The 21,416-nt window shown below is 35.0% G+C and carries 24 protein-coding genes and 1 riboswitch; of the genes, 23 read left to right on the top strand and 1 reads right to left on the bottom strand.

Features of this window, described 5'->3' with window-relative positions; genetic code table 11:
- Nucleotides 1-2 precede the first annotated feature (2 nt).
- From RZ78_RS04000 to RZ78_RS03940, 13 genes are all read left to right on the top strand, one after another.
- Nucleotides 3-371, top strand: a complete 369-nt coding sequence (locus tag RZ78_RS04000; RefSeq protein WP_034530791.1) for a hypothetical protein — start codon at nucleotides 3-5, stop codon at nucleotides 369-371.
- A complete protein-coding gene (locus RZ78_RS03995; protein ID WP_054608199.1) occupies nucleotides 352-1,107 on the top strand; it encodes a segregation and condensation protein A in 756 nt (251 codons plus the stop codon). Before RZ78_RS04000 ends, RZ78_RS03995 begins: the two co-directional genes overlap by 20 nt.
- Nucleotides 1,108-1,668: an SMC-Scp complex subunit ScpB gene (scpB, locus tag RZ78_RS03990; protein ID WP_034530792.1), complete on the top strand. Its 561-nt coding sequence runs from the start codon at nucleotides 1,108-1,110 to the stop codon at nucleotides 1,666-1,668. It begins immediately after the preceding gene.
- Complete coding sequence (locus RZ78_RS03985) at nucleotides 1,637-2,362, top strand: pseudouridine synthase (RefSeq protein ID WP_034530795.1); 726 nt, start codon at nucleotides 1,637-1,639, stop codon at nucleotides 2,360-2,362. The genes scpB and RZ78_RS03985 overlap by 32 nt, the downstream gene beginning before the upstream one ends.
- A 58-nt stretch (nucleotides 2,363-2,420) precedes the next feature.
- Nucleotides 2,421-2,541, top strand: a riboswitch (FMN riboswitch).
- Between the two features lie 82 nt (nucleotides 2,542-2,623).
- Nucleotides 2,624-3,205, top strand: coding sequence for an ECF transporter S component (locus RZ78_RS03980; RefSeq protein WP_054608198.1), 582 nt, complete (start codon nucleotides 2,624-2,626; stop codon nucleotides 3,203-3,205).
- 3 nt (nucleotides 3,206-3,208) lie between these two features.
- Nucleotides 3,209-4,246, top strand: coding sequence for a helix-turn-helix domain-containing protein (locus RZ78_RS03975; protein WP_054608197.1), 1,038 nt, complete (start codon nucleotides 3,209-3,211; stop codon nucleotides 4,244-4,246).
- The gene (locus RZ78_RS03970) at nucleotides 4,236-5,681 is read left to right on the top strand and encodes a RecQ family ATP-dependent DNA helicase (protein ID WP_054608196.1); all 1,446 of its coding nucleotides are present in this window, start codon (nucleotides 4,236-4,238) and stop codon (nucleotides 5,679-5,681) included. The genes RZ78_RS03975 and RZ78_RS03970 overlap by 11 nt, the downstream gene beginning before the upstream one ends.
- 50 nt (nucleotides 5,682-5,731) lie before the next feature.
- Nucleotides 5,732-6,298, top strand: a complete 567-nt coding sequence (locus RZ78_RS03965) for a LysM peptidoglycan-binding domain-containing protein (protein WP_054608195.1) — start codon at nucleotides 5,732-5,734, stop codon at nucleotides 6,296-6,298.
- Nucleotides 6,299-6,319: 21 nt separating this feature from the next.
- The gene (cmk, locus tag RZ78_RS03960) at nucleotides 6,320-7,000 is read left to right on the top strand and encodes a (d)CMP kinase (protein ID WP_034530802.1); all 681 of its coding nucleotides are present in this window, start codon (nucleotides 6,320-6,322) and stop codon (nucleotides 6,998-7,000) included.
- A 77-nt stretch (nucleotides 7,001-7,077) separates the two neighbouring features.
- On the top strand, nucleotides 7,078-8,295 hold the full coding sequence (gene rpsA / locus RZ78_RS03955; RefSeq protein WP_054608194.1) for a 30S ribosomal protein S1: 1,218 nt from the start codon (nucleotides 7,078-7,080) through the stop codon (nucleotides 8,293-8,295).
- A gap of 80 nt (nucleotides 8,296-8,375) precedes the next feature.
- Nucleotides 8,376-9,683: a ribosome biogenesis GTPase Der gene (der, locus tag RZ78_RS03950; RefSeq protein WP_034530806.1), complete on the top strand. Its 1,308-nt coding sequence runs from the start codon at nucleotides 8,376-8,378 to the stop codon at nucleotides 9,681-9,683.
- Between the two features lie 173 nt (nucleotides 9,684-9,856).
- The gene (locus RZ78_RS03945; RefSeq protein ID WP_034530808.1) at nucleotides 9,857-10,132 is read left to right on the top strand and encodes an HU family DNA-binding protein; all 276 of its coding nucleotides are present in this window, start codon (nucleotides 9,857-9,859) and stop codon (nucleotides 10,130-10,132) included.
- 80 nt (nucleotides 10,133-10,212) lie between these two features.
- The gene (locus tag RZ78_RS03940) at nucleotides 10,213-11,475 is read left to right on the top strand and encodes a tetratricopeptide repeat protein (RefSeq protein WP_054608193.1); all 1,263 of its coding nucleotides are present in this window, start codon (nucleotides 10,213-10,215) and stop codon (nucleotides 11,473-11,475) included.
- Here RZ78_RS03940 and RZ78_RS03935 read toward each other — a convergent pair.
- Nucleotides 11,472-12,293: a phage integrase N-terminal SAM-like domain-containing protein gene (locus tag RZ78_RS03935; RefSeq protein ID WP_054608192.1), complete on the bottom strand. Its 822-nt coding sequence runs from the start codon at nucleotides 12,291-12,293 to the stop codon at nucleotides 11,472-11,474. The genes RZ78_RS03940 and RZ78_RS03935 overlap by 4 nt on opposite strands.
- Nucleotides 12,294-12,421: 128 nt before the next feature.
- On the opposite strand from RZ78_RS03935, the gene RZ78_RS03930 reads away from it, so the two are divergent.
- From RZ78_RS03930 to dprA, 10 genes are all read left to right on the top strand, one after another.
- On the top strand, nucleotides 12,422-13,630 hold the full coding sequence (locus RZ78_RS03930; protein ID WP_054608191.1) for a CCA tRNA nucleotidyltransferase: 1,209 nt from the start codon (nucleotides 12,422-12,424) through the stop codon (nucleotides 13,628-13,630).
- Nucleotides 13,631-13,634: 4 nt separating this feature from the next.
- On the top strand, nucleotides 13,635-15,539 hold the full coding sequence (locus tag RZ78_RS03925; protein WP_054608190.1) for an ABC-F family ATP-binding cassette domain-containing protein: 1,905 nt from the start codon (nucleotides 13,635-13,637) through the stop codon (nucleotides 15,537-15,539).
- A gap of 10 nt (nucleotides 15,540-15,549) precedes the next feature.
- Nucleotides 15,550-16,500 carry a thymidylate synthase gene (locus tag RZ78_RS03920; protein WP_054608189.1) on the top strand — a complete coding sequence of 317 codons (951 nt, stop codon included), beginning with the start codon at nucleotides 15,550-15,552 and terminating at the stop codon, nucleotides 16,498-16,500.
- Nucleotides 16,501-16,521: 21 nt separating this feature from the next.
- The gene (locus RZ78_RS03915) at nucleotides 16,522-17,013 is read left to right on the top strand and encodes a dihydrofolate reductase (protein ID WP_053791792.1); all 492 of its coding nucleotides are present in this window, start codon (nucleotides 16,522-16,524) and stop codon (nucleotides 17,011-17,013) included.
- Nucleotides 17,014-17,099: 86 nt separating this feature from the next.
- A complete protein-coding gene (locus tag RZ78_RS03910) occupies nucleotides 17,100-17,954 on the top strand; it encodes a GDSL-type esterase/lipase family protein (protein ID WP_191978838.1) in 855 nt (284 codons plus the stop codon).
- Nucleotides 17,955-17,965: 11 nt separating this feature from the next.
- Nucleotides 17,966-18,556: a YpmS family protein gene (locus tag RZ78_RS03905; protein WP_053792735.1), complete on the top strand. Its 591-nt coding sequence runs from the start codon at nucleotides 17,966-17,968 to the stop codon at nucleotides 18,554-18,556.
- Nucleotides 18,557-18,566: 10 nt separating this feature from the next.
- Nucleotides 18,567-18,785: a YozE family protein gene (locus RZ78_RS03900; protein ID WP_034530821.1), complete on the top strand. Its 219-nt coding sequence runs from the start codon at nucleotides 18,567-18,569 to the stop codon at nucleotides 18,783-18,785.
- 82 nt (nucleotides 18,786-18,867) lie between these two features.
- A complete protein-coding gene (gene ylqF, locus RZ78_RS03895) occupies nucleotides 18,868-19,725 on the top strand; it encodes a ribosome biogenesis GTPase YlqF (RefSeq protein ID WP_054605602.1) in 858 nt (285 codons plus the stop codon).
- 2 nt (nucleotides 19,726-19,727) lie between these two features.
- The gene (locus RZ78_RS03890; RefSeq protein WP_054608187.1) at nucleotides 19,728-20,492 is read left to right on the top strand and encodes a ribonuclease HII; all 765 of its coding nucleotides are present in this window, start codon (nucleotides 19,728-19,730) and stop codon (nucleotides 20,490-20,492) included.
- A gap of 40 nt (nucleotides 20,493-20,532) precedes the next feature.
- Nucleotides 20,533-21,411 (top strand): DNA-processing protein DprA, encoded by an 879-nt coding sequence (gene dprA, locus RZ78_RS03885; protein ID WP_054608186.1) that lies wholly within the window; start codon nucleotides 20,533-20,535, stop codon nucleotides 21,409-21,411.
- Nucleotides 21,412-21,416: the final 5 nt, after the last annotated feature.

Below are 21,416 nucleotides of genomic sequence, written 5' to 3'. Positions count from 1 at the left end.
GGATGCTACTAAAATATAGAACAGAATATAAAAAAATCGCTATGGATATGCTTTCTTTATTACCAGACATGAATAAGGGTAATCATTTAGAAGATGAAATGAACTGGTATGAAGATAGTGATAACCGTGTTATTTACTTATGGAAAAATCAAGATGACAATTGGGCTGGATTAGTCGCAATTGAACAAAAAAATGATTTATTAGTTCTAAGAAGAGTAGTCCTAACACCCGATTCTTGGAACATTAATAACTGCTGTTCAATGATTGATGATTTAAATAACCTATACATGGGTAAAAAGATTGTCGGAACAATGGATACCACTTCAATCTGTGAAATTTGGGAGAAACGTAATGGAACCAGAGTTCAATAACTCTAACAACATAAATATTCACATTGATGATTTTGATGGCCCCTTAGAATTACTATTACATCTGATCAAGCAATCTGAAATGGACATATATGACATCCAAATTGAAAAGATTACCAGACAATACGTTGAATATTTGACTGAGATGAAAAACCTAAATGTTAATATCGCAGGTGAATACTTTGTAATGGCATCCAATTTGATGGCAATCAAGTCTAAGCTATTGTTGCCTAGAAATGATGAAATTAACGAAGATGATGATTACGAAGATCCAAGGGATGAATTAGTAAATCAACTTTTGATTTATCAAGAATATAAAGAAGTATCAAAAGTGTTGAAAAAGATGGAGACTAAGACTAGTCAATATCACAGCGTTGATCCCGTTTTACCAAGTGTCGATGAGATGATTGATTTTAACGATAACGAAAAATTCAGTATCGATTTAATTCAACAAGCGTTTGATCGAATTATCGAAAAGATTAAATCAAATGAACCATATGTACACTCAGTGATTGAATGGGAATACACTGTCAAAGGCCAATCAACATATGTTATGGATAGATTATCCAAACAGCAATCAGTTGAGTTTGATTCCTTATTTGATAAGACTAGTAACGTTGAATTTGTAGTTACTACATTTTTATCACTACTAGAACTTGTTAAGGAACAAAAGGTCAAGGTCGGACAAATCGACGACAAACTATATTTAGAAAAAATCGTAAAGCAAGGTGAAGAGTAATTGGTTAGTAAGTTAGCGCAGCTAGAGAGCCTAATATATATATCTGGTGAAGATGGAATAACATACGACAATCTAAGCACATTATTGAAACTAAGTACTAGTGAGCTAGAAACATTAATGAATCAACTAAAGGAGTCTTTTGAACACGAAGACTCACCATTTACGTTGATGGAATATTCTGATAAGGTTCAACTTGCCACAAAGGAAGAACTAAACGATCTAATTAAGGGATATTTACAAAGTGATGAAAGCATTTCTTTAACTCAAACAGCGCTAGAAACACTTACGATTATTGCTTATAATCAACCAATTACGAGGGTTGAAGTGGATGACATTAGAGGTGTGAACAGCAGTAAGACAGTCCAAAGATTGTTGAGACAAAGTCTAATTGCCACTGCCGGTTACAAGAAGGTACCGGGTCATCCAAAGCTTTATACAACAACTGATAACTTTTTGAAGTTGTTTGGAATTAAGAGCTTAAACGAATTACCAAAAATTGATAATGAAATTTTACTTCAGGAGGAAGAAAATGGCGGAACGACTACAGAAGATAATGGCTAAAGCCGGGGTAGCTTCAAGACGTAAATCAGAAGAAATTATTTTAGCCGGTCGCGTAAAGGTAAACGGTCAAGTTGTTACTGAGCTAGGAACAAAGGTTAAAGTTTCTGATGAAGTGCAAGTTGATGGTTTGCCAATCAACAAGGAAGCACCGGTATATTACTTGTTATACAAACCAAGAAGAATTATCACTTCAGTGTCTGATGAAAAGGATCGAAAGACTGTTCTAGACTTTTTCGAAGATGTTGAACAAAGAATTTATCCAGTTGGTCGATTGGACTACGATACATCCGGTCTTTTACTAATGACTAATGATGGGGACTTGGATAACCGTTTAACTCATCCTAAGTACGAAGTTGAAAAGACTTATGTAGCTAAGGTTGAAGGAATTCCAACTAACGACGAATTAAAGCAACTAAGACTAGGTGTTAAGATTAACGGTAAGAAGACCGCACCTGCCAAGACAAACGTCTTAGAAACCGATAATGGTAAGAAGACCGCTGTTGTACAATTAACAATTCATGAAGGTAAAAACCATGAGGTTAAGAACATGTTCAAGGCAATCGGTCATCCGGTTAAAAAGTTGAAACGTGAATCATTTGCTTTCCTAAACTTAAAGGGATTACAACCAGGTGATTACCGTCCATTAAAGAAATTCGAAGTTGAAAAGCTATACGAAATGACTGAAAAGAGATAAAAGGCTTGTTTAAAACAGGCCTTTTTTGCTATAATCGTTCTTGAAAAAATAAAAATTGGTTTATCTTCAGGGCAGGGTTAGATTCCCGACCGGCGGTTACAGCCCGCTACCTATCGTTTGATAGTTGATTTGGTGAAATTCCAAAGCCGACAGTACAGTCTGGTATAAAGAAGATCTCTTTTTGAGTACGCAAAAAGCTCATTGGTCTTCGATGGATCAATGGGCTTTTTTTGAAGATATTCCTCATATGGAGGATTTATTATGTTAAGTAGTACAAGTAGTCGTTTTAGTTTGAAGAACCTGGTTCAGGTTTCTATTTTAGGAGGATTGGCATATCTATTGACCTATCTTTCAGTGCCTATCTTACCAATGGCACCATACATGAAGTTAGATTTTGGTGATATCCCAATTCTTTTAGCAACTGTGTTATTATCAACTCGTAGTGGTTTGATCGTAGCATTGCTAAGAGCGGTACTATACTTCGTCTTTACCGGTGTTTCTTTGATTAATCTGATTGGAATTTCAGCGTTATTAGTCGCTAGTTTAACAATCGTGTTATCAGTTACATTGGTTAATAAATTAGTTCAAAACCACGCTAAATACGTTATTATGGTTCTGTTTGAAACAGTCATGTTAGCTCTAGTTATGAGTGTATTGAACTATTTTGTGATTACACCACTATACATCAATTTAACTGGGTTTAAATTGAGCTTTAGCCTATTGGATTCTGTGTTATACACAGTCGCACCATTTAACATTATCAAGGGATTATTCATTGGTATTGTCTTCGTGATTGTATATAACAGAAGCAATGCATGGGAAAAATATAAAGAAAAGAGATAAACAATGAACAAAGATTTGCTGTTATTGCTTCTATCATCGACGCAACCAAGAAGAATTAAACTAATTCAAAACTTGCTAAACGGGAAAAGAACCGTTTCAACACTTTTCTGGGCAATGCGTTACGGTATCTTACAATACTCAGCAATTCTAAAAACATATGATCTAAATTCTATCAACGGATCACTCAAAAAGTTAATCATTGACGGTCTAGCAAAACAAGTTGATGAATTTCAGTATCAATTGACCACAAAGGGTCAAATTAAAAAGGATTCTGTAAAGGAATCCTTTTACATATTACAGAACACATCGTATCAATATGATTATGATGTAAATGAGTTTAAGGCAAGAATATTATTGGCCATTCAATCTGTTTCAGAATATAGCTATCAAAATAAGAACTATTATCCAGTTAAAACAGATATGAAGAGCGCGATGATTGTTAAAAGATGGTTTATTCAAAATAAGGCAGAAATCGTAAGTCGACTAGAAGATTATTTAACCAAGTACTTATCACAAGTCGATGAGAAGAAGGCTAATATCATTGCTCAACAAATGATTGGCCATGATGTTTATGGAATGACAAACTGTCAATTGGCGGATAGCCTGGGCATTTCAAATGTTGAAGCATTCTTCATGGAATACGATGGTTGGGTCGATTTTATTAACTATATTATTAATGATGATGATCAGTTATTATTACCATTGATAAACGACGTGCGAACTTTAAAGATGAACCATCATGCGATTCAAACGTATAAACAATTTGTTAGTGGTAATACGCTAGATCAAATCGCTAATAACCTAAGCGTAAAGTTATCAACTGTGAGAGAACATCTATTAGAGATGGCAATTTGGTTACCGGAAAGTAAGTTTCCTTACACTAAAATCGTTAGTGCTGAAGATGAAAGAACATTACGCCGATCTTTTGATAACCTGCCAATTGATGATTGGCAATATCGTCAGATCAGTGAAAGCACAGATATCAATTTTTTTGAGTTCAGAATCTATCAAATATTAAGGAGCAAACAAGATGTTAAGTGATGAAGAATTAAAGAAACATCTAAAGAAATGGTTTGGCTTTGATGACTTTCGTTCTGGGCAAAAAGAGGTTATCCAATCAATCCTAGATGGTAAGGATACATTAGGCGTGTTGCCAACAGGTACGGGTAAGACCCTTATTTATCAATACGTTGGTAAGATGGTTAATGGGATGGTAATCGTGGTATCTCCGCTTATTTCATTAATGCAAGATCAAGTTGATAGAATGAGGTACCTGGGTGAAAAACAAACGGTCGCGATAACATCTAATCTTTCTTGGGTTGATCGCAAAAGAGTCATCAATAATTTAAATAACTACAAGTACGTTTACGTTTCACCAGAGATGTTGTCTAATTCAGATGTATTAGATGCTTTTAAGCAGCACAAAATTTCTTTATTTGTGGTAGATGAGGCGCACTGTATTAATCAATGGGGACCAGATTTTAGACCTGAGTATCTAAACTTAAAGGAGATAATCATCAGTTTAAATCATCCGACTGCCTTAATGCTGACTGCTACCGCATCTAATGATGTCGTTTCAGACATTAAAGAAAAAATTGGTTTACCAAACGTAGAAACGATTAAGTACTCGACGAATCGACCTAACATTGCATTGGCCGTTGATACGTTTACTAGTAATGAGGATAAAAATGATCACTTGCTATACCTAGTGAATAAATTGATGAAGCCAGGGATTATTTACTTCTCTAGTAAGAAGGTTGCTAACGCAGTTTGTGAGTGGTTAAAAGAAAAAACCAAATTAAACGTTGAGGTTTACCATGCTGATTTAGATGCTGATAGTCGATATCGAATTCAACATCAGTTTATTAGTGACCAAATTGATATAATTTGTGCCACAAGTGCATTTGGAATGGGAATCGATAAGGATAACATCAGATTTGTCATTCATTACCACATGCCCGCTAATTTGGAATCATACGTCCAAGAGATGGGAAGAGCTGGTAGGGATGGTAAACAAAGCATCTCAGTTATTTTGTATAAAGAAAAAGACGAAATTTTACAATATCGATTTATTGATGACACAATTCCAAGTGAGGATATGATTAACTTCTTTTATGATCATTATCAACAACTGAAAAACAATGAATTGGACGAAAAAGCCAATCTCATTAACTATTATTTTCAAAGTGGTTTTACGAAAAACGAAGTAATTAATATATTTGAGGGAAGAAGAAACGAATTAGTAACATCCTTAAACCAAATGTTGGGTTATGTGAAAACAAAGGGATGTAAGCGTGCATTTTTACTTAGATACTTTAACGAAATTTTTTCTGAACACGATGAAAATTGTTGTAATGGAGAAGACACCCAATTACAATTAGAACAGATGGATTTAGTTCAAGAAAGCAAAAGCTTGAATTCGCGGCCACAGAATGTCAAATGGCAAAGTATTATTCAAACTCTTTTTTCTAAATAGTAAAATTCATGTATAATTAAGACATAAGATATTATTAGGAGGTCATTATTTTGAATAATAACGACGATTACAGTAATTTTTCAAGAGTAGAAAGTAGAAGAAAACATAGAGGACATAAGACAGTTGCAATCGTTTTAATCACAATCCTAGTAGTAATTGGATTATTTGCTCTAGTATACGGAATGATTAGTAGTCCAAGTGGTAGCAACAATGTTGACTCTACAACAACTAATTCTTCATCATCTTCTTCAATGTCTTCAAAGAAGAAATCAAGTGATAATGATAAAGAAAGTTCAAGTTCAATGATGTCTAGCTCAAGTTCAATGAGTAGTTCTTCAGCAATGAGCAGTTCATCAAGCATGAACAACACAATGAATAACTCAAACAATAATACTCAAGGTCAAACTAATGGCAATAACACACAAAACCAAACAACAACTACCAACCAATCAACAACTGCTAACAACAGTGGATACGCTGTTATTGGCCAAGATGGTATGACTGATTTATACCGTGTTGCTAAGAAGTACGGTACAAGTGTTCAAAGTCTAATGAGAATTAACGGTATTGCTGATTCTAACAAGGTTAGAAACGGCCAAAAGATTCTAGTAAAATAAAATTAAGTGGTGTTTAAGTTTATGAATAATAGTAAGTTACAAGTAGCGATTGACGGACCAGCATCTGCTGGAAAAAGTACAGTTGCCAAATTAGTTGCAGCAAGATTTTCATACATTTACTGTGATACTGGTGCAATGTATAGATCAACTACTCTAAAGGCCTTACGATTAGGATATCCTTTGGATGACGAAAAAGTGATTTTAGACATGTTAAATGATACTGAAATTACTTTTGAACCTGGGGAAAAACAACAAAAGGTTTTCCTTGATGGACAAGAAGTTACTAACGATATTAGACAAGAAGATGTTACTAATAACGTATCAACTGTTGCTAGTCTAGGTGCAGTTAGAAAAGAACTTGTTCAAAGACAACAAGATATTGCAGCTAAGGGTGGTATTGTTATGGACGGTAGAGATATCGGAACAACAGTTTTACCAGATGCTGAAGTTAAAATTTTCTTGATTGCTAGTGTTGATGAAAGAGCTGATCGTCGTTTTAAAGATAATGCCGAAAAGGGTATTCATGTTCCACTAGAACAATTGAAAAAAGAAATTGAAGAAAGAGACTACAAAGACTCTCATAGAGCCGTGTCTCCATTGACAAAAGCTGCTGATGCAAAGGAAATTGACACTACTTCGATGTCAATTGATCAAGTGGTTGATGCCATCTCTGATGAAATAACAAAAAAACAAACACTATAATTTAATCATTAAACTAGATTTTATTAATAACATAGTCTAGAATGTAAGTTATAGTAGTCTCAAGGAGGAAATATCAGATGAGTGAATCAGATGAACAAACAAACAAAGATTTATTAGAAGCCTTGGATAGTGTGGACCAAGTTAATATTAACGATGTTGTCAGTGGTGAAATTTTGGCCTTTGACAAGGATCATCAATTAATTATTGGTATTGACAACACCGGGGTTGAAGGAGTTGTTCCTCGTCGTGAACTATCCTCACAACCTGTTGATGACGTTGAAAGCAAATTTAAAGTTGGCGACAAAGGTAAATTTGGTGTAATTTCACGTATCGGTGATGATAAAGAAGGTGGAAGCTTCCTTCTATCAATTCGTCGTTTAGAAGAACGTAAGGTTTGGGACGAATTAAAGGCAAAAGCTGAAAACAATGAAACTATTACTGTTACTGTTCAAAACGCAGTACGTGGTGGTTTAGTAGTAGACGCTGGTGTACGTGGATTTATCCCTGCATCAATGATCACTAACCACTTTGTAAGAAACTTAAACCAATACAACGGTCAACAATTCGAATGTAAGATTGTTGAAATCGTTCCTGAAAAGAACCGATTAGTTCTTTCACACAGTGATGTTGTAGCTAAGAACCAAGAAGAAGCTCGTTCAGAAGTTATGGACAAGCTAAATGTTGGTGATGTTGTTGAAGGTAAAGTTGCACGTATGACTGATTTCGGTGCTTTCGTTGACCTTGGTGGTATCGACGGACTAGTTCACGTTTCAGAAATTTCATACGAACGTGTAAACAAGCCTGCTGACGTTCTAGAAAATGGCCAAGACGTTAAAGTTAAGGTTATTGCTATGGACGAGGAACGTGGAAGAATTTCACTTTCAATCAAGCAAACTAAGCCACAACCATGGGATGAAATTGAAGAAAAAGCTCCTCAAGGTAGTACTGTAAAGGCAACTATCAAGAGATTAGTTGATTTTGGTGCTTTTGCTGAAGTAATTCCTGGTGTTGAAGGGTTAATTCACATTTCTCAAATTTCACACAAACATGTTAATACACCTTCTGATGTATTAAAGGTTGGTCAAACTGTTGATGCTAAAGTTTTAGATGTTAACCCAAGTGAACATCGTTTAGCTTTATCATTACGTGCTCTTGAACCTGAACCAGAAAATGCTCAAGATTCAAGTGAACATGTCGAAGCTACTGATAATGCTACTGAAAATGCTCCTGAAGAAGAAAATGGATTCACTTTAGGTGACATTGTTGGTAAAGGATTAGACGAAGATAATCAATAATATATTATAATCTTTAAAAATATCCTTCATTTTTTTGTGAAGGATATTTTTTTCATTATGAAAGAAAGGGTGAATATTAAATGAGTTTACCTACAGTTGCAATTGTTGGAAAACCAAACGTTGGAAAGTCAACAATTTTTAACCGTATTGCTGGGGAACGAATCTCTATCGTTGAAGATACTCCTGGTGTTACCAGAGATAGAATTTATTCTCACGGTGAATGGTTAGGACACGAATTTAGTATGATTGATACCGGTGGTATTGAAATCGGTGATCAACCATTCGTTAAACAAATCACTGCACAAGCAGAAATCGCAATTGATGAAGCTGATGTAATTATCTTCATGGTTAATGGAAAAGAAGGAATTACTAACGCTGATGATAATATTGCCAGAATTTTATACAGAACCAATAAGCCAATCGTTTTAGCAGTTAACAAAGTTGATAACTTTGAAAGTCGCGCTAACATCTATGACTTCTATTCCTTAGGATTTGGCGATCCATATCCAATTTCTGGTGCCCATGGATTAGGTCTAGGTGACTTATTGGACGAAGTTATTAAGAACTTCGATGAAAAAACAGAAGAAGAAAATGACGACAACATCAAGTTTAGTTTGATTGGACGTCCTAATGTTGGTAAATCTTCACTTGTTAACGCCATTTTAGGTGAAGATAGAGTAATCGTTTCAAACGTTGCCGGAACAACTAGAGATGCCATTAATACTGAATTTGAACAAGACGGTCAAGAATTCACCATGGTGGATACTGCCGGATTAAGAAAACGTGGTAAGGTTTACGAAAATACTGAAAGATACTCAGTAATGAGAGCGATGAAAGCCATCGATAATAGTGATGTTGCCTTAATCGTTTTAAATGCTGAAGAAGGTATTCGTGAACAAGACAAGCGTATTGCTGGTTATGCCCACGAAGGTGGGAAAGGTGTCATTATCATTGTTAACAAATGGGATACTTTGAAGAAGACCAGTAAGACGCAACAAGAATTTGAAGCAGGGATTAGAAGTCAATTCCAATACCTATCATATGCTCCAATCTTGTTTGTTTCAGCTAAGACTAAGCAACGTCTAAGCCAAATTCCTGACTTGATCAAACGTGTCTATGACAACCACGCTAAGCGTATTTCATCATCAATGCTAAATGATGTATTGATGGATGCAATTGCCATGACACCAACACCAAGTATCAATGGTAGAAAGTTACGTATTTACTACGCAACCCAAGTTACTAGTGAACCACCTACCATTGTTATCTTTGTAAATGATGAAGAACTAATGCATTTCTCATATAGAAGATATATCGAAAATCAAATTAGAGAACACTTTGACTTTTCTGGGACTCCGATTAAAATCATTTCTAGAAAACGTAAGTAATAAAGGTTATTTAGCAAAAAATTTTAATGTTTTATGCTAAAAAATATTAAAAATCGTTGAATTGCGGGCATTTATGTGATATCTTGAATAACTGTAATGACATTAATTTGTTGTGATTACATAAGTCGAAAAGCATAGATTGTTTTCCGAACATTGTGGGAGGTGAAACACACATGGCTAACAAGGCAGAATTAGTAAGTAGTGTTGCTACTAAAACTGGTTTAACTAAGAAGGATGCAACTGCAGCAGTTGATGCTGTATTTGATTCAATCCAAGGTAGTTTGGCTAAGGGCGAAAAGGTACAATTAATCGGCTTCGGTAACTTCGAAGTACGTGAACGTGCTGCTCGTAAGGGTCGTAACCCTCAAACTGGTGCAGAAATTCAAATTCCTGCAAGCAAAGTACCTGCATTCAAACCAGGTAAGGCTTTAAAGGATGCTGTTAAATAATAACAGTATGCTATAATTAGGCTAGTCCGTTTTACGGGCTGGCCTTTTTTTATATGTTTTAAATGATAGGAGCGAGATTTTTGAGCTACTCACAAAAAGCACTAGAATTCCTTGAAGAAGGAAAAATCGATGAATTTAATAAACAATATAATCTAGCATTACACCATGATAGCGATGAAATGGTGTACTCACTTGCTGAAGAACTATACTCATATGGTTTCACCAACCAAGCCAAGGAACTATATGAAAAGCTATTGAAGAAGTTCCCTGATGAAGACGAACTAAGAACCGACATCGCTGATATTTTAATCAGTGAAGGTAATACTGATGAAGCTTTGGAACAATTAAGCAAGATTAGCAAAGATTCACCTGCTTATCTTAAATCTTTGATGGTTCAAGCCGACTTATACCAAACTCAGGAGTTATTTGAAGTTAGCCGTGAAAAGCTGCTAGAAGCTAAAAAATTAGCACCTGACGAGGAAGTAATCACATTTGCGTTGGCGGAATTGTATTACACAATGGGTGAATACAATAAGGCTATTCCTTTGTATTTAAGTTTGATCAAAGAGGGAATTACCAATCTATCAGCTGTTAACATTGTTGAAAGAATTGGGATTTCATACGCTAATGACAGTAACTTTGAAAATGCAATTGGATACCTAAAGCAAATTAAGACAATTGATATGTCTTCAGACGTTAAGTTCGAAACAGCGTTCACTTACCTACAACTAAAGGAATACGACGAAGCAATTGATTTATTTGAAGAACTTCGTGATTCAGATCCTCAATACGCAACACTTTACCCATACTTGGGACAAGCATTAGATGCCGTAAATAAACAAGAAGAAGCATATCGTGTATTGCAAGAAGGGCTAAGCGTTGACCAATACAACGAAAAGCTATTCTTAGCGACAGCCCGTGAAGCACTTAAGCTTTCCGAAAACGATGAAGCATTGGGATACCTACAACAAGGAAACGAAATTGATCCAGACGATATTGAAATTGTCTTGGAAATGTCTAACCTATTGGTTGCCAAGGAAGACTATGAAGAAAACATTAAATTGTTGAATAGTTACATTGAAAACCACGAATTGGATCCACAATTCTACTGGAACCTAGCCGTTTCATACGACAAGTTAGATAAACTAAAAGAAGCTCACAAGAATTACCTAGCAGCCAAGCCATATTTCTCTGATAATGCTAGTTTCTTAAAACAAGCAGCATTATTCTTCCGTGAATACGGTGATCGCGATAATTCGTATGAACTTCTTAAAAAGTATGTTCAACTTCAACCAAATGATGATGAAGCTGCATTTATGCTTGATGAATACATGGATGATTAGTCTTTTTTGATTAATCCTTTGTAGTAATTAATCGATGATAAATCCAGATTTAATTGACTTGATAGTTTTGAGTCACTTAGGTCTGGATTTTTTTTGATAAAATCAACGACATAACTCTTGAATAGTTCAGATGGGCTAAGTGAAAATCCTAGATATTGTTCACTAGGGGTTAGGTATTTATGCAATCCAGCAGAAGTGATGTGTGGATCCTTAGTAAGTCGTTGTTTTAAAAAGATATCTTGACTGTTTTGCTTTAACTGAATTGGCTCAATGAACTTATCAAATAAGTTGATGAACACTTTTTCTTCATCAGAGAATGTAATCTGATTAAATAATCGATAAAAACCAGGTTGGAGGAACTCCTCAGATTTGAATCCCTTACTAATTAATAAAACGGTCATTCTAGCGTAAAAATGGACGTTTGCGTCAGTTAGAATGTCATTTAGCTTATCTAACCAGGAAGTATCTAATTCACTCTTAGGTTCGTGTTTTAAGCCCTTAATATCAATTGTCGGTAAATTATTATTCAATTGATGGGTGAACAGGTAGTTAAAATAGACATTAATGTGTGATAGGACCTTGTTATAAGTGTTATGGTTGATTTTGCGTTCGTCTAAAAGCATTTGAAGGTATTCTTCAATATCACGATTAAACAAGTTACTAACTTTATGATTTTCTTGATAGCCCTTATTGAAATCGGATAGGTAGTCAAACATGTCAGAAAGGATTTTGGTGTATTCGTTAATAGTTACTTTTGCTAATCCTTTATTCTGTAAATCAATCTCAAAAGTATCTTGATATGGATAATCATTAAACATTTGGCTAGTTCAACTCCTAATAGTTATTTATTCCTATTACAGCACTAAAGTTAGCAAACTTCAATCTGTAAATTGTAATGCTAATCTGTTAATATTTAATATAGATTGTATTGAGAGTAGGTATAAAGATGAAGATAGAAAACTTACCGAACGAATTTGAAAAAGCTCGTCCAGTGATGCAAAAAATTGAAGATTCTGGTTTTGAAGCTTATTTTGTTGGCGGAAGTGTTCGTGACACAATATTAGGACTAGACATTCATGATGTTGATATCGCAACGAGTGCTTACCCAGAAGAAATTAAAAAGATATTCAAAAAAACTGTGGATACCGGAATTGAACATGGTACTGTAATGGTAATTCATGAAAAAAATGGTTATGAAATTACAACCTTTAGAACTGAGTCAGGATACCAAGACTATAGACGCCCGGACAAAGTTGAATTTGTAAGATCACTAGCGGAAGACTTAAAGCGTCGTGACTTTACAATTAATGCATTCGCGATGAGAGAAAACGGGGATGTTACTGATTTATTCGATGGTTTAACCGACTTAAAAAATCATCTAATTAGAGCGGTTGGCAACCCCAATGAACGTTTCCATGAAGATGCATTAAGAATGATGCGTGCGGTGAGATTTGCCAGCAAACTAGATTTTGATATCGAGTCAGAAACGCTAGCGGCAATCAAATCAAACAGTGCGTTGTTAGAAAAAATTGCGGTAGAACGAATTTATACCGAATTTGTTAAGATGATGATGGCCAAAAGACCTAAGCAAGGTATCTCAGACATGCTTAATACAGACATGTATAAATACGTTCCCGGATTTGCTAGTCATCAAAACGAATTAGAAGCAATTGCTAAGATTGATGATTTAGACTTATCCGATGAAGTTTCAGTATGGTCATTGCTATCTTTTGAATTTGGCCTTGATAGAACTGGTATTACCAGTTTTCTAAAGTCATGGAAGGCTTCTAATGACATCATTAAGAATACAGAAATTTGTACAAAGGCCGTAGAAAAGCTAAGGGATGATTCTTTAGACAAATGGGCGATGTATGAAACTGGTAAGGAACTTCTAGTTTTGGCTAACCACATTGCTAAAATGTATGGTTTTTCCGAATCCGAAGAAGATTTAGTATCTCAATACGATGCTTTACCAATCAAAAACAAAAAAGAAATTGCAGTCAATGGTGGCGACTTAATTAAGAACGGTATTGTCAAACCGGGTCCAGCATTGGGTAAAATATTATATGCAATTGAAACTGGAATCGTGAACGGAGAATTCCAAAACGAAAAAGCTGAATTAATTGAAGCTGCGAAAAAAATTGTGAAAGAGTGATTACATGCAAACGTTAAGAGCGGAAGGCTTAACTAAAACATATGGTGAAAAGACCTTATTCAAGGATCTAGATTTCATCATCAACGAACAAGATCGAATTGGTTTAATTGGGACCAATGGTAGTGGTAAGTCATCACTTTTAAATGTTTTATCACAGGAAGATATTGATTCTACTGGTGAAATTATTACCTCAAAGACATACACAATTGGTTACTTAAAACAACAACCTAGGTTGGACGAATCATTAACCATTTTAGAAGCTGTGTTTGCCGGAAGTCAGGATATTTTTAACACCATCAGAAGATATGAACAAACCTTACAAAACTATTCCAATCATCCAGATGATCCAAAGGCAGAAAGACAATATCTTGATGCCGAAGCCAAGATGAACGAAGAAGATGCATGGAATGCTGAAAACGACGTTAAGACCATCTTGACCCAACTAAAGATTGATGACGTTAACCAAGTGGTTAGCACACTATCAGGGGGTCAAAAGAGACGTGTTGGTTTAGCCCAAGTATTAATTCAATCACCTGATTTGTTAATCTTAGACGAACCTACCAACCATTTAGATTTTGACTCAATCGAATGGTTACAAGAATACCTAGCTAAGTATAAGGGTGCTTTACTATTCGTAACCCATGATAGATACTTCTTAGATCAAATTGCTAACAAGATTTGGGAACTATCATTTGGAAGTCTTTACGAATACACAGGTAACTACCAAGATTACTTGGAACAAAAGGCCGAACGAGTTGACCTAGAAGTTGCTGCCGAACACAAAAAGCAAAAGCTTTACAAACAAGAATTAGCTTGGATGAAAAAGGGTGCTAAGGCCAGAACCACCAAGCAACAAGCCAGAATTAATCGTTTTAATGACCTAAAGGAAAATGTTGGTAACCTACAAACAGAAGAAGATATCGACATCAACCTAGGCCAACAACGACTAGGGAAAAAGGTTATCGAAATTAAGGATGCTAACCTAACCCTAAACAATAAGACGATTTTGAAGAACTTCAGTGATTTGGTTCAACGAAACGAAAGAATCGGTATTTCAGGTGAAAATGGTGCTGGTAAATCATCACTACTAAACGTAATTACCGGGAAGTTACCACTAGACAGTGGAACCATTGAAATTGGTGAAACCGTTAAGATGGCTTACTATACACAACAAACCGAACCAATTCCAGAAGACAAGCGTGTAATTAACTATTTAACAGATGTTGGTGAACACGTTACAGATAACACTGGAAATAAGATTAGTGTTACCGACTTATTGGAACAATTCCTATTTCCAAAGTTCATGCACGGAACATTGATTCGTAAGTTGTCTGGTGGTGAAAAACGTCGTTTGTATTTATTAAAATTATTGATGCAACAACCAAACGTTTTACTACTTGATGAACCAACCAATGACTTGGATATTTCCACATTAACGGTTCTAGAAGACTATATTTCACACTTTAGTGGAACTGTAATTACTGTTTCTCATGACCGATACTTCTTAGATAAGGTTGCAAACCGTCTATTAATCTTTAACGGTGATGGTGATATCGAAAGTCATGTCGGATTGTTCACTGACTACTTGAAGCAAGCAGCCGAACAAAACAAGACAGAGAAGAAACAAGCACATGTTGAACATGCTGCAAAGAAAAAAGAAGAACAAAAACCAGCAGAAGAAAAGACTACCAAGAAGAAACTAACTTATGCTGAACAAATGGAATACGATCAGTTAGAAAAAGACATTGATGATTTAGATCAACAAATCAGTCAATTAAAAGAAGAAATGACCCATTTGGGAAATGATTATGATAAACTAGCTGAAACACAATTAAAGATTGACGACTTAAATAAACAGTCCGACGAAAAGATTAGTCGCTGGGAATATTTAAGCGAATATGTTGAATAGGGGTAATGACATGTTAGAAGATGCTTATTTAAATCTTGCCAAGTACGTTTTAGAAAATGGCCATCGTAAGGAAGATAGAACAGGAACAGGGACAATTAGTACATTTGGCTACCAAATGCGTTTTGATCTATCAGAAGGTTTTCCTTTATTAACTACCAAGAAGGTTCCTTTTGGATTAATCAAGAGTGAATTATTATGGTTCTTACGCGGGTACACTAATATTCAATTCTTACTAAAGCACAAGAACCATATCTGGGATGAATGGGCTTTTAAAAACTGGGTTGAATCAGATGAATACACTGGCCCAGACATGACCGATTTCGGTTTGAGAGCTGAAAAGAATGCAGAATTTAAGAAACAATACCTAGCTGAAAAGAAAAAATTCTGTCAAAGAATCGTTGAAGATGATGACTTTGCCAAGAAATACGGTGATTTAGGACTTGTTTACGGTAGCCAATGGCGTAAATGGAAGACCACTACTGGTGGCACCATCGACCAAATTCAAAACGTAATTGATCAAATCAAGACAAATCCTGATTCAAGAAGATTAATTGTTTCAGCATGGAATCCAGAAGACATTCCATTTGTAGCGTTACCACCTTGCCACACAATGTTCCAATTCTACGTGAACGACGGTAAGTTAAGCTGCCAATTATACCAACGTTCTGGTGACATCTTCTTAGGAGTACCATTTAATATTGCAAGTTACGCATTGTTAACTTCACTAATCGCTAAGGAATGTGGATTAGAACCTGGTGAATTTATCCATACTTTAGGGGATGCTCATATTTACTCAAACCACGTTTCTCAAATTGAAGAACAATTGAGTAGAGAACCATACGAAGCTCCTAAGTTATGGTTAAACCCTGATAAGGAAAGTATTTTTGATTACGATATGGACGACATTAAGGTAATCGATTATAAGCACCATGATCCAATCAAGGCACCAGTTGCTGTATAAATAATAAAGGGGATATTACTAATGATTTCATTTTTATGGGCTGAATCAGATCATCATATTATTGGTTTAAATGGTGGATTGCCATGGCATCTACCAGCTGATATGAAGTACTTTAAGGAAACTACCACACATCAAATTATCATGGCAGGAAGAACAACATACGAAAGCTTTAAGCGCCCACTACCAAACCGTTTAAACACCGTATTGACTAGTCATGATAAAAGTGAATATCCCAACGACGTTGTTGTCTTTAACACTCTAGATGAGTTCCTTGCTTTTGCTAAAAAGTTTAGCGATAAGGAAATTTTCGTTGTTGGTGGTGCTAAGATTTTTGCTGAATTACTTCCATACGTTGATCGTTTATACAAGACAGTAATCGACCACGACTTTGAAGGTGATACCCAAATGCCAGAAATTGATTACAGTCAATTTGATTTGGTATCAACCAAAGAAGGAATCATTGATGATAAGAACATTTATCCATACCGTTTTGAAATATTTGAACGTAAATAAAATAATAAAGAAAGGTTATGGATTGCTACATAACCTTTTTTTATGGGGTGATTATTATGAAAAAAATATTTAAATTCATACTATTTTTGATCGTAGTATTTGGAATTGCCGGTGTGAGCTACCAGGTCTATTCAAACGTTAGACATAAGGCCAAAATTACGAATGTTAGCAAGAACAAAAAAGTATCAATCGTTGCTTTAGGTGATTCATTAACACAAGGAGTTGGTGACCCTAAAAAGGCCGGTGGGTATGTCTCAAGAACTAAACAGGCATTGAATACAAAGGGTTATAAGCACGTCACAACAGTTAACTATGGAATTGCGGGACAACGTAGTGATCAAATCGATAAGCGTGTTCAAAACAATGTTAAAGGTCTTTCAAGTAGTTTGAAAAAGGCCAACATTATTGTTCTAACCGTTGGTGGTAATGACTTACTACAAAGCTTACAAAGTAACGCTTTAGTTGATGGTAAAACTAAGTTTAATAGCAGGATGAAGCAAGCTTCTATCACTTATCAAGCCAAAGTGAATAGATTAATGAATGATATTCGAAAAGAAAATAAAAAAGCACCAATCTATGTGTTTGGTATCTATAATCCAATCTATGTATACTTTGCAAACGTTGATGTGATTAATCAATACGTTAAGAAGTATAATCAAATTACTTCTGGTGTTGTGCTAAGAAATAAAAAAGCACATTTTGTTGACATCACACCGTTATCATATGGACAATATAAGAGTAAGGCTCAAAAAGAAAAGTTAGTTGAATCAAGTGACGAAGTAACTTTTAATCCATTGGACATATTAAAATTAGACGATACTAAGGGTGAGTTAAATAATTATATTTCCCCAGATGATCATTTCCATCCAAATGATAAGGGATATAACTACATGACCGACAGACTTGTATCACAATTATTTAGATTTAATGACTGGAATTAGAGGCAATTGTAATGGAAAAAGCAAAAGAGAAAAAACTATTTAAGTACCTATTCATTTTATTAGTCATCGTACTACTTGGTGGTGCATTCTATGCTTGGAAACAAATGAATAGTGAAACCGTAAATCCACAAATGGGAACAGCGTCAAAAAACAATACACCAATTAGTGTTAGTTTGAATAAAAAACAAATTAACGCATTATCAAGTTACTACCTAGAAAAGTTCGAAAAGAAAGAAAAAAACATGGACTACAAGTTCTGGGTAGACAAACAAGCCTACGTTTATGGTAAGATTACCATCTTAGGTTCCAAAGTTGGCTACCTATTAAGTTTGGATCCACATCTATTAAGTAATGGTGATGTGGAACTAACCGCAAGTAAGCTTGAAGTTGGTAAGCTAAACGTACCACCTCGTTTTGTAATTGGTTACGTTGGTAAGCATTACAACATTCCAAAGTGGGTTGAATTAGATAGTAAGAACAGTCGCATTATCTTACATGTCAACAAATTAGGTGGTAAGAAAGAACTTTCATACCAAGCTAATAAGATTGATATGAATGGTGACGGTGACTTTGAATTTAAAGTCTTAATTCCTAATCAATAAAGGAGCAACTATGAAAAGTTTTTACCAGTATTTAATGACTGAACGTAATCCTAAGAGTACCGAAGCGGTTGCTCAATTTGCAAACAACGCATTTTACGATCAATCATTTCCCAAGCAATCAACTGATTATGATGAAATTTCAGAATACTTGGAAGAAAATGCTAGTTATTTACCAAGTATGACAATTTTCGATGATGCTTGGATGGATTTTCAAAATAGTAAACACTAAAAAATGAACCTATGAATTTAGGTTCATTTTTTGGTGATTAATATAGTACAATTAATATATATAAGTTAGGAGCGGATAAAATATGATTCAATGGTTTCCAGGACATATGGCGAAAGCAATTCGTCAATTTGAAGAAAATATTCATTTAGTAGATATTGTATTTGAACTAGTGGATGCAAGATGCCCATTTAGTTCAATCAACCCGGAAGTAGCAAGAATTAGTCAAGGTAAGCCTAGATTAATGATTCTTACAAAGGCAGATTTGGCAAACCCAAACATTACCAACCAATGGTTATCATACTTTAAGAACCAAGGATATGCGGCAATTGCAATTGATTCAAAGAAAAACACCACAGGTAAATACATCACTAAGGTAGTTAAGGACCTCTTAGCTGATAAGATTGATGATGCTAAGGAAAGAGGATTCGATAAGAAGGTCATTCGTGCAATTTGTGTTGGTGTTCCAAACGTTGGTAAGTCAACATTATTGAACCAAATCGTTAAGAGACGTGCTGCTCAAGTTGGTAACCGTGCCGGTGTTACTAAGGGTCAACAATGGTTAAAATCTAGTGATGAACTAGAACTATTGGATACACCAGGTATCTTATGGCCTAAGTTCCAAAATGATGACATTGCTAACAAGCTAGCGATGACAGGAGCAATTAAGGACAGCATTTACCACAGTGATGATGTTGGTTTGTTTGCTCTTCATTTCTTTAGAACCACTAATCCAAAAGAGTTAATCGATCGTTACCATCTATCAGAAGATGATATGGAATTATCTGATGTTGATTTACTACTAAAGATTACTAAAAAAGTCGGCATGCAAGATGATTACGAAAGAGCTTCAATGAGAATTATTTTAGATTCCAGAAAAGGTAAAATTGGCCGTTTTACTCTAGATGATGTTAACGACCTATCTACAGAAGAGGAAGAATAAAAATGGCTGAATCAATCAAAGATATCAAAGAAATTTTAAAATCTGTTGATGATGTAAAATCCAAACTACTGCAAAAATATCAAGATGATAGTAGAGTCGGCGTTCAAAAATTAATCAAACAGCGTGTTAAACAGATTGAGAAAAGAAATCATGAAATAGAGGAATTTCACCAACGATTAAAGTATGAACATGAATTTTGGAATGAAGGAATTAATGTCATTGCGGGAGTTGATGAAGTTGGAAGAGGACCACTCGCTGGACCGGTTGTTACATGTGCAGTGGTATTACCCCATGACTTTGATGTCTACGAAGTTAATGATTCAAAGCAACTTTCTGAAAAGAAAAGATATGAATTAGCTGACCAAATTAAAGCTAAGGCCATTGATTATTCATATGGAATTGCTGATAACAAGTTAATTGATGATATTAATATCTATGAAGCAACTAGGGTAGCGATGAAAGAAGCGGTATTAGGATTAAAGGAATTACCACAGGAAATCATCGTTGATGCGATGCAAATTGATGTTGATATCCATCAACTTAAATTGATCAAGGGGGATGCAAAGAGTGCTAGTGTTTCTGCTGCCAGCATCTTAGCTAAGACCTATCGTGATGACTTAATGAAAGAATATGATCAGCAATATCCAGAATACGATTTTGCTAACAATGCCGGTTATGGTACCAAGAAGCACTTAGACGCTTTACACAAGTACGGCGCAACCCCAATTCATCGAAGAAGTTTTAAACCAGTTTCTGATTTATTGTAGTCACTTTTATCGTATATACCTTGTAAAAGTGGAGGTATATATGAAAACAAGAGAATTATTATTAAAACTAAAATTAGCTAAGGGCATCGGTATTAAATCTGAATATCGATTTTATCGATGGTTAAAAAGCGCTTACGACGTAATTCCTGACGAGTTAAATATGACTGCTGAAGAGATTGCAGAAACATTAATGTTATCTAAAAATAAATCAAAAACATTTATTAATTTCTATAATAGTGATAAATTAAATAGTGAACTTGATCATCATATAAATCATGTTAAATGGATAACCATTATAGATGACTTATATCCGGAGAATTTAAAAGAAGCATATTTGCCACCAATTGTGTTATTTTACTTTGGTGATTTAAGGCTTTTAGAAAATAAAGCATTAGCAATTGTTGGTTCTAGAAATAATACTGAATATTCTGTTAAGGTAATTAAGCGCTTAATGCCTGATATTATTAATAACAGAATCACGATTGTTTCTGGACTAGCCAAGGGGGTTGATAGACTTGCTCACTTGGCAGCAATTGCCAATCATGGTAAAACGATTGCTGTGATTGGAACCGGTTTAGATCAATATTATCCAAGAGAAAATGAATCGCTACAACGAACAATTGCCAAAAATCATTTGTTGATAAGCGAATATCCAGTTGGCTGTCGACCAGCTAGATACCATTTTCCGGAAAGAAATCGAATTATAGCTGGATTGGTACGTTCTATACTGGTAACGGAAGCCAAGTATAGATCCGGTAGTTTAATCACCGCTAATTTAGCACTACAAAATAACCGAAACGTCTTAGCAGTCCCAGGGAGGATTGATAGTCCGTTATCGGTTGGTTGTAATGATTTAATTCAAGCTGGTGCCAAACCAGTAATTACTGCCAAAGACATATTAGAAGAATATAAATATTAATAATT

The organism is Apilactobacillus kunkeei, assembly GCF_001308195.1.
GTDB classification, from domain to species: Bacteria; Bacillota; Bacilli; order Lactobacillales; family Lactobacillaceae; genus Apilactobacillus; species Apilactobacillus kunkeei_C.
The sequence above is the reverse complement of the archived record's forward strand: the minus strand, read 5'-3'. Positions and strand labels throughout refer to the sequence as shown.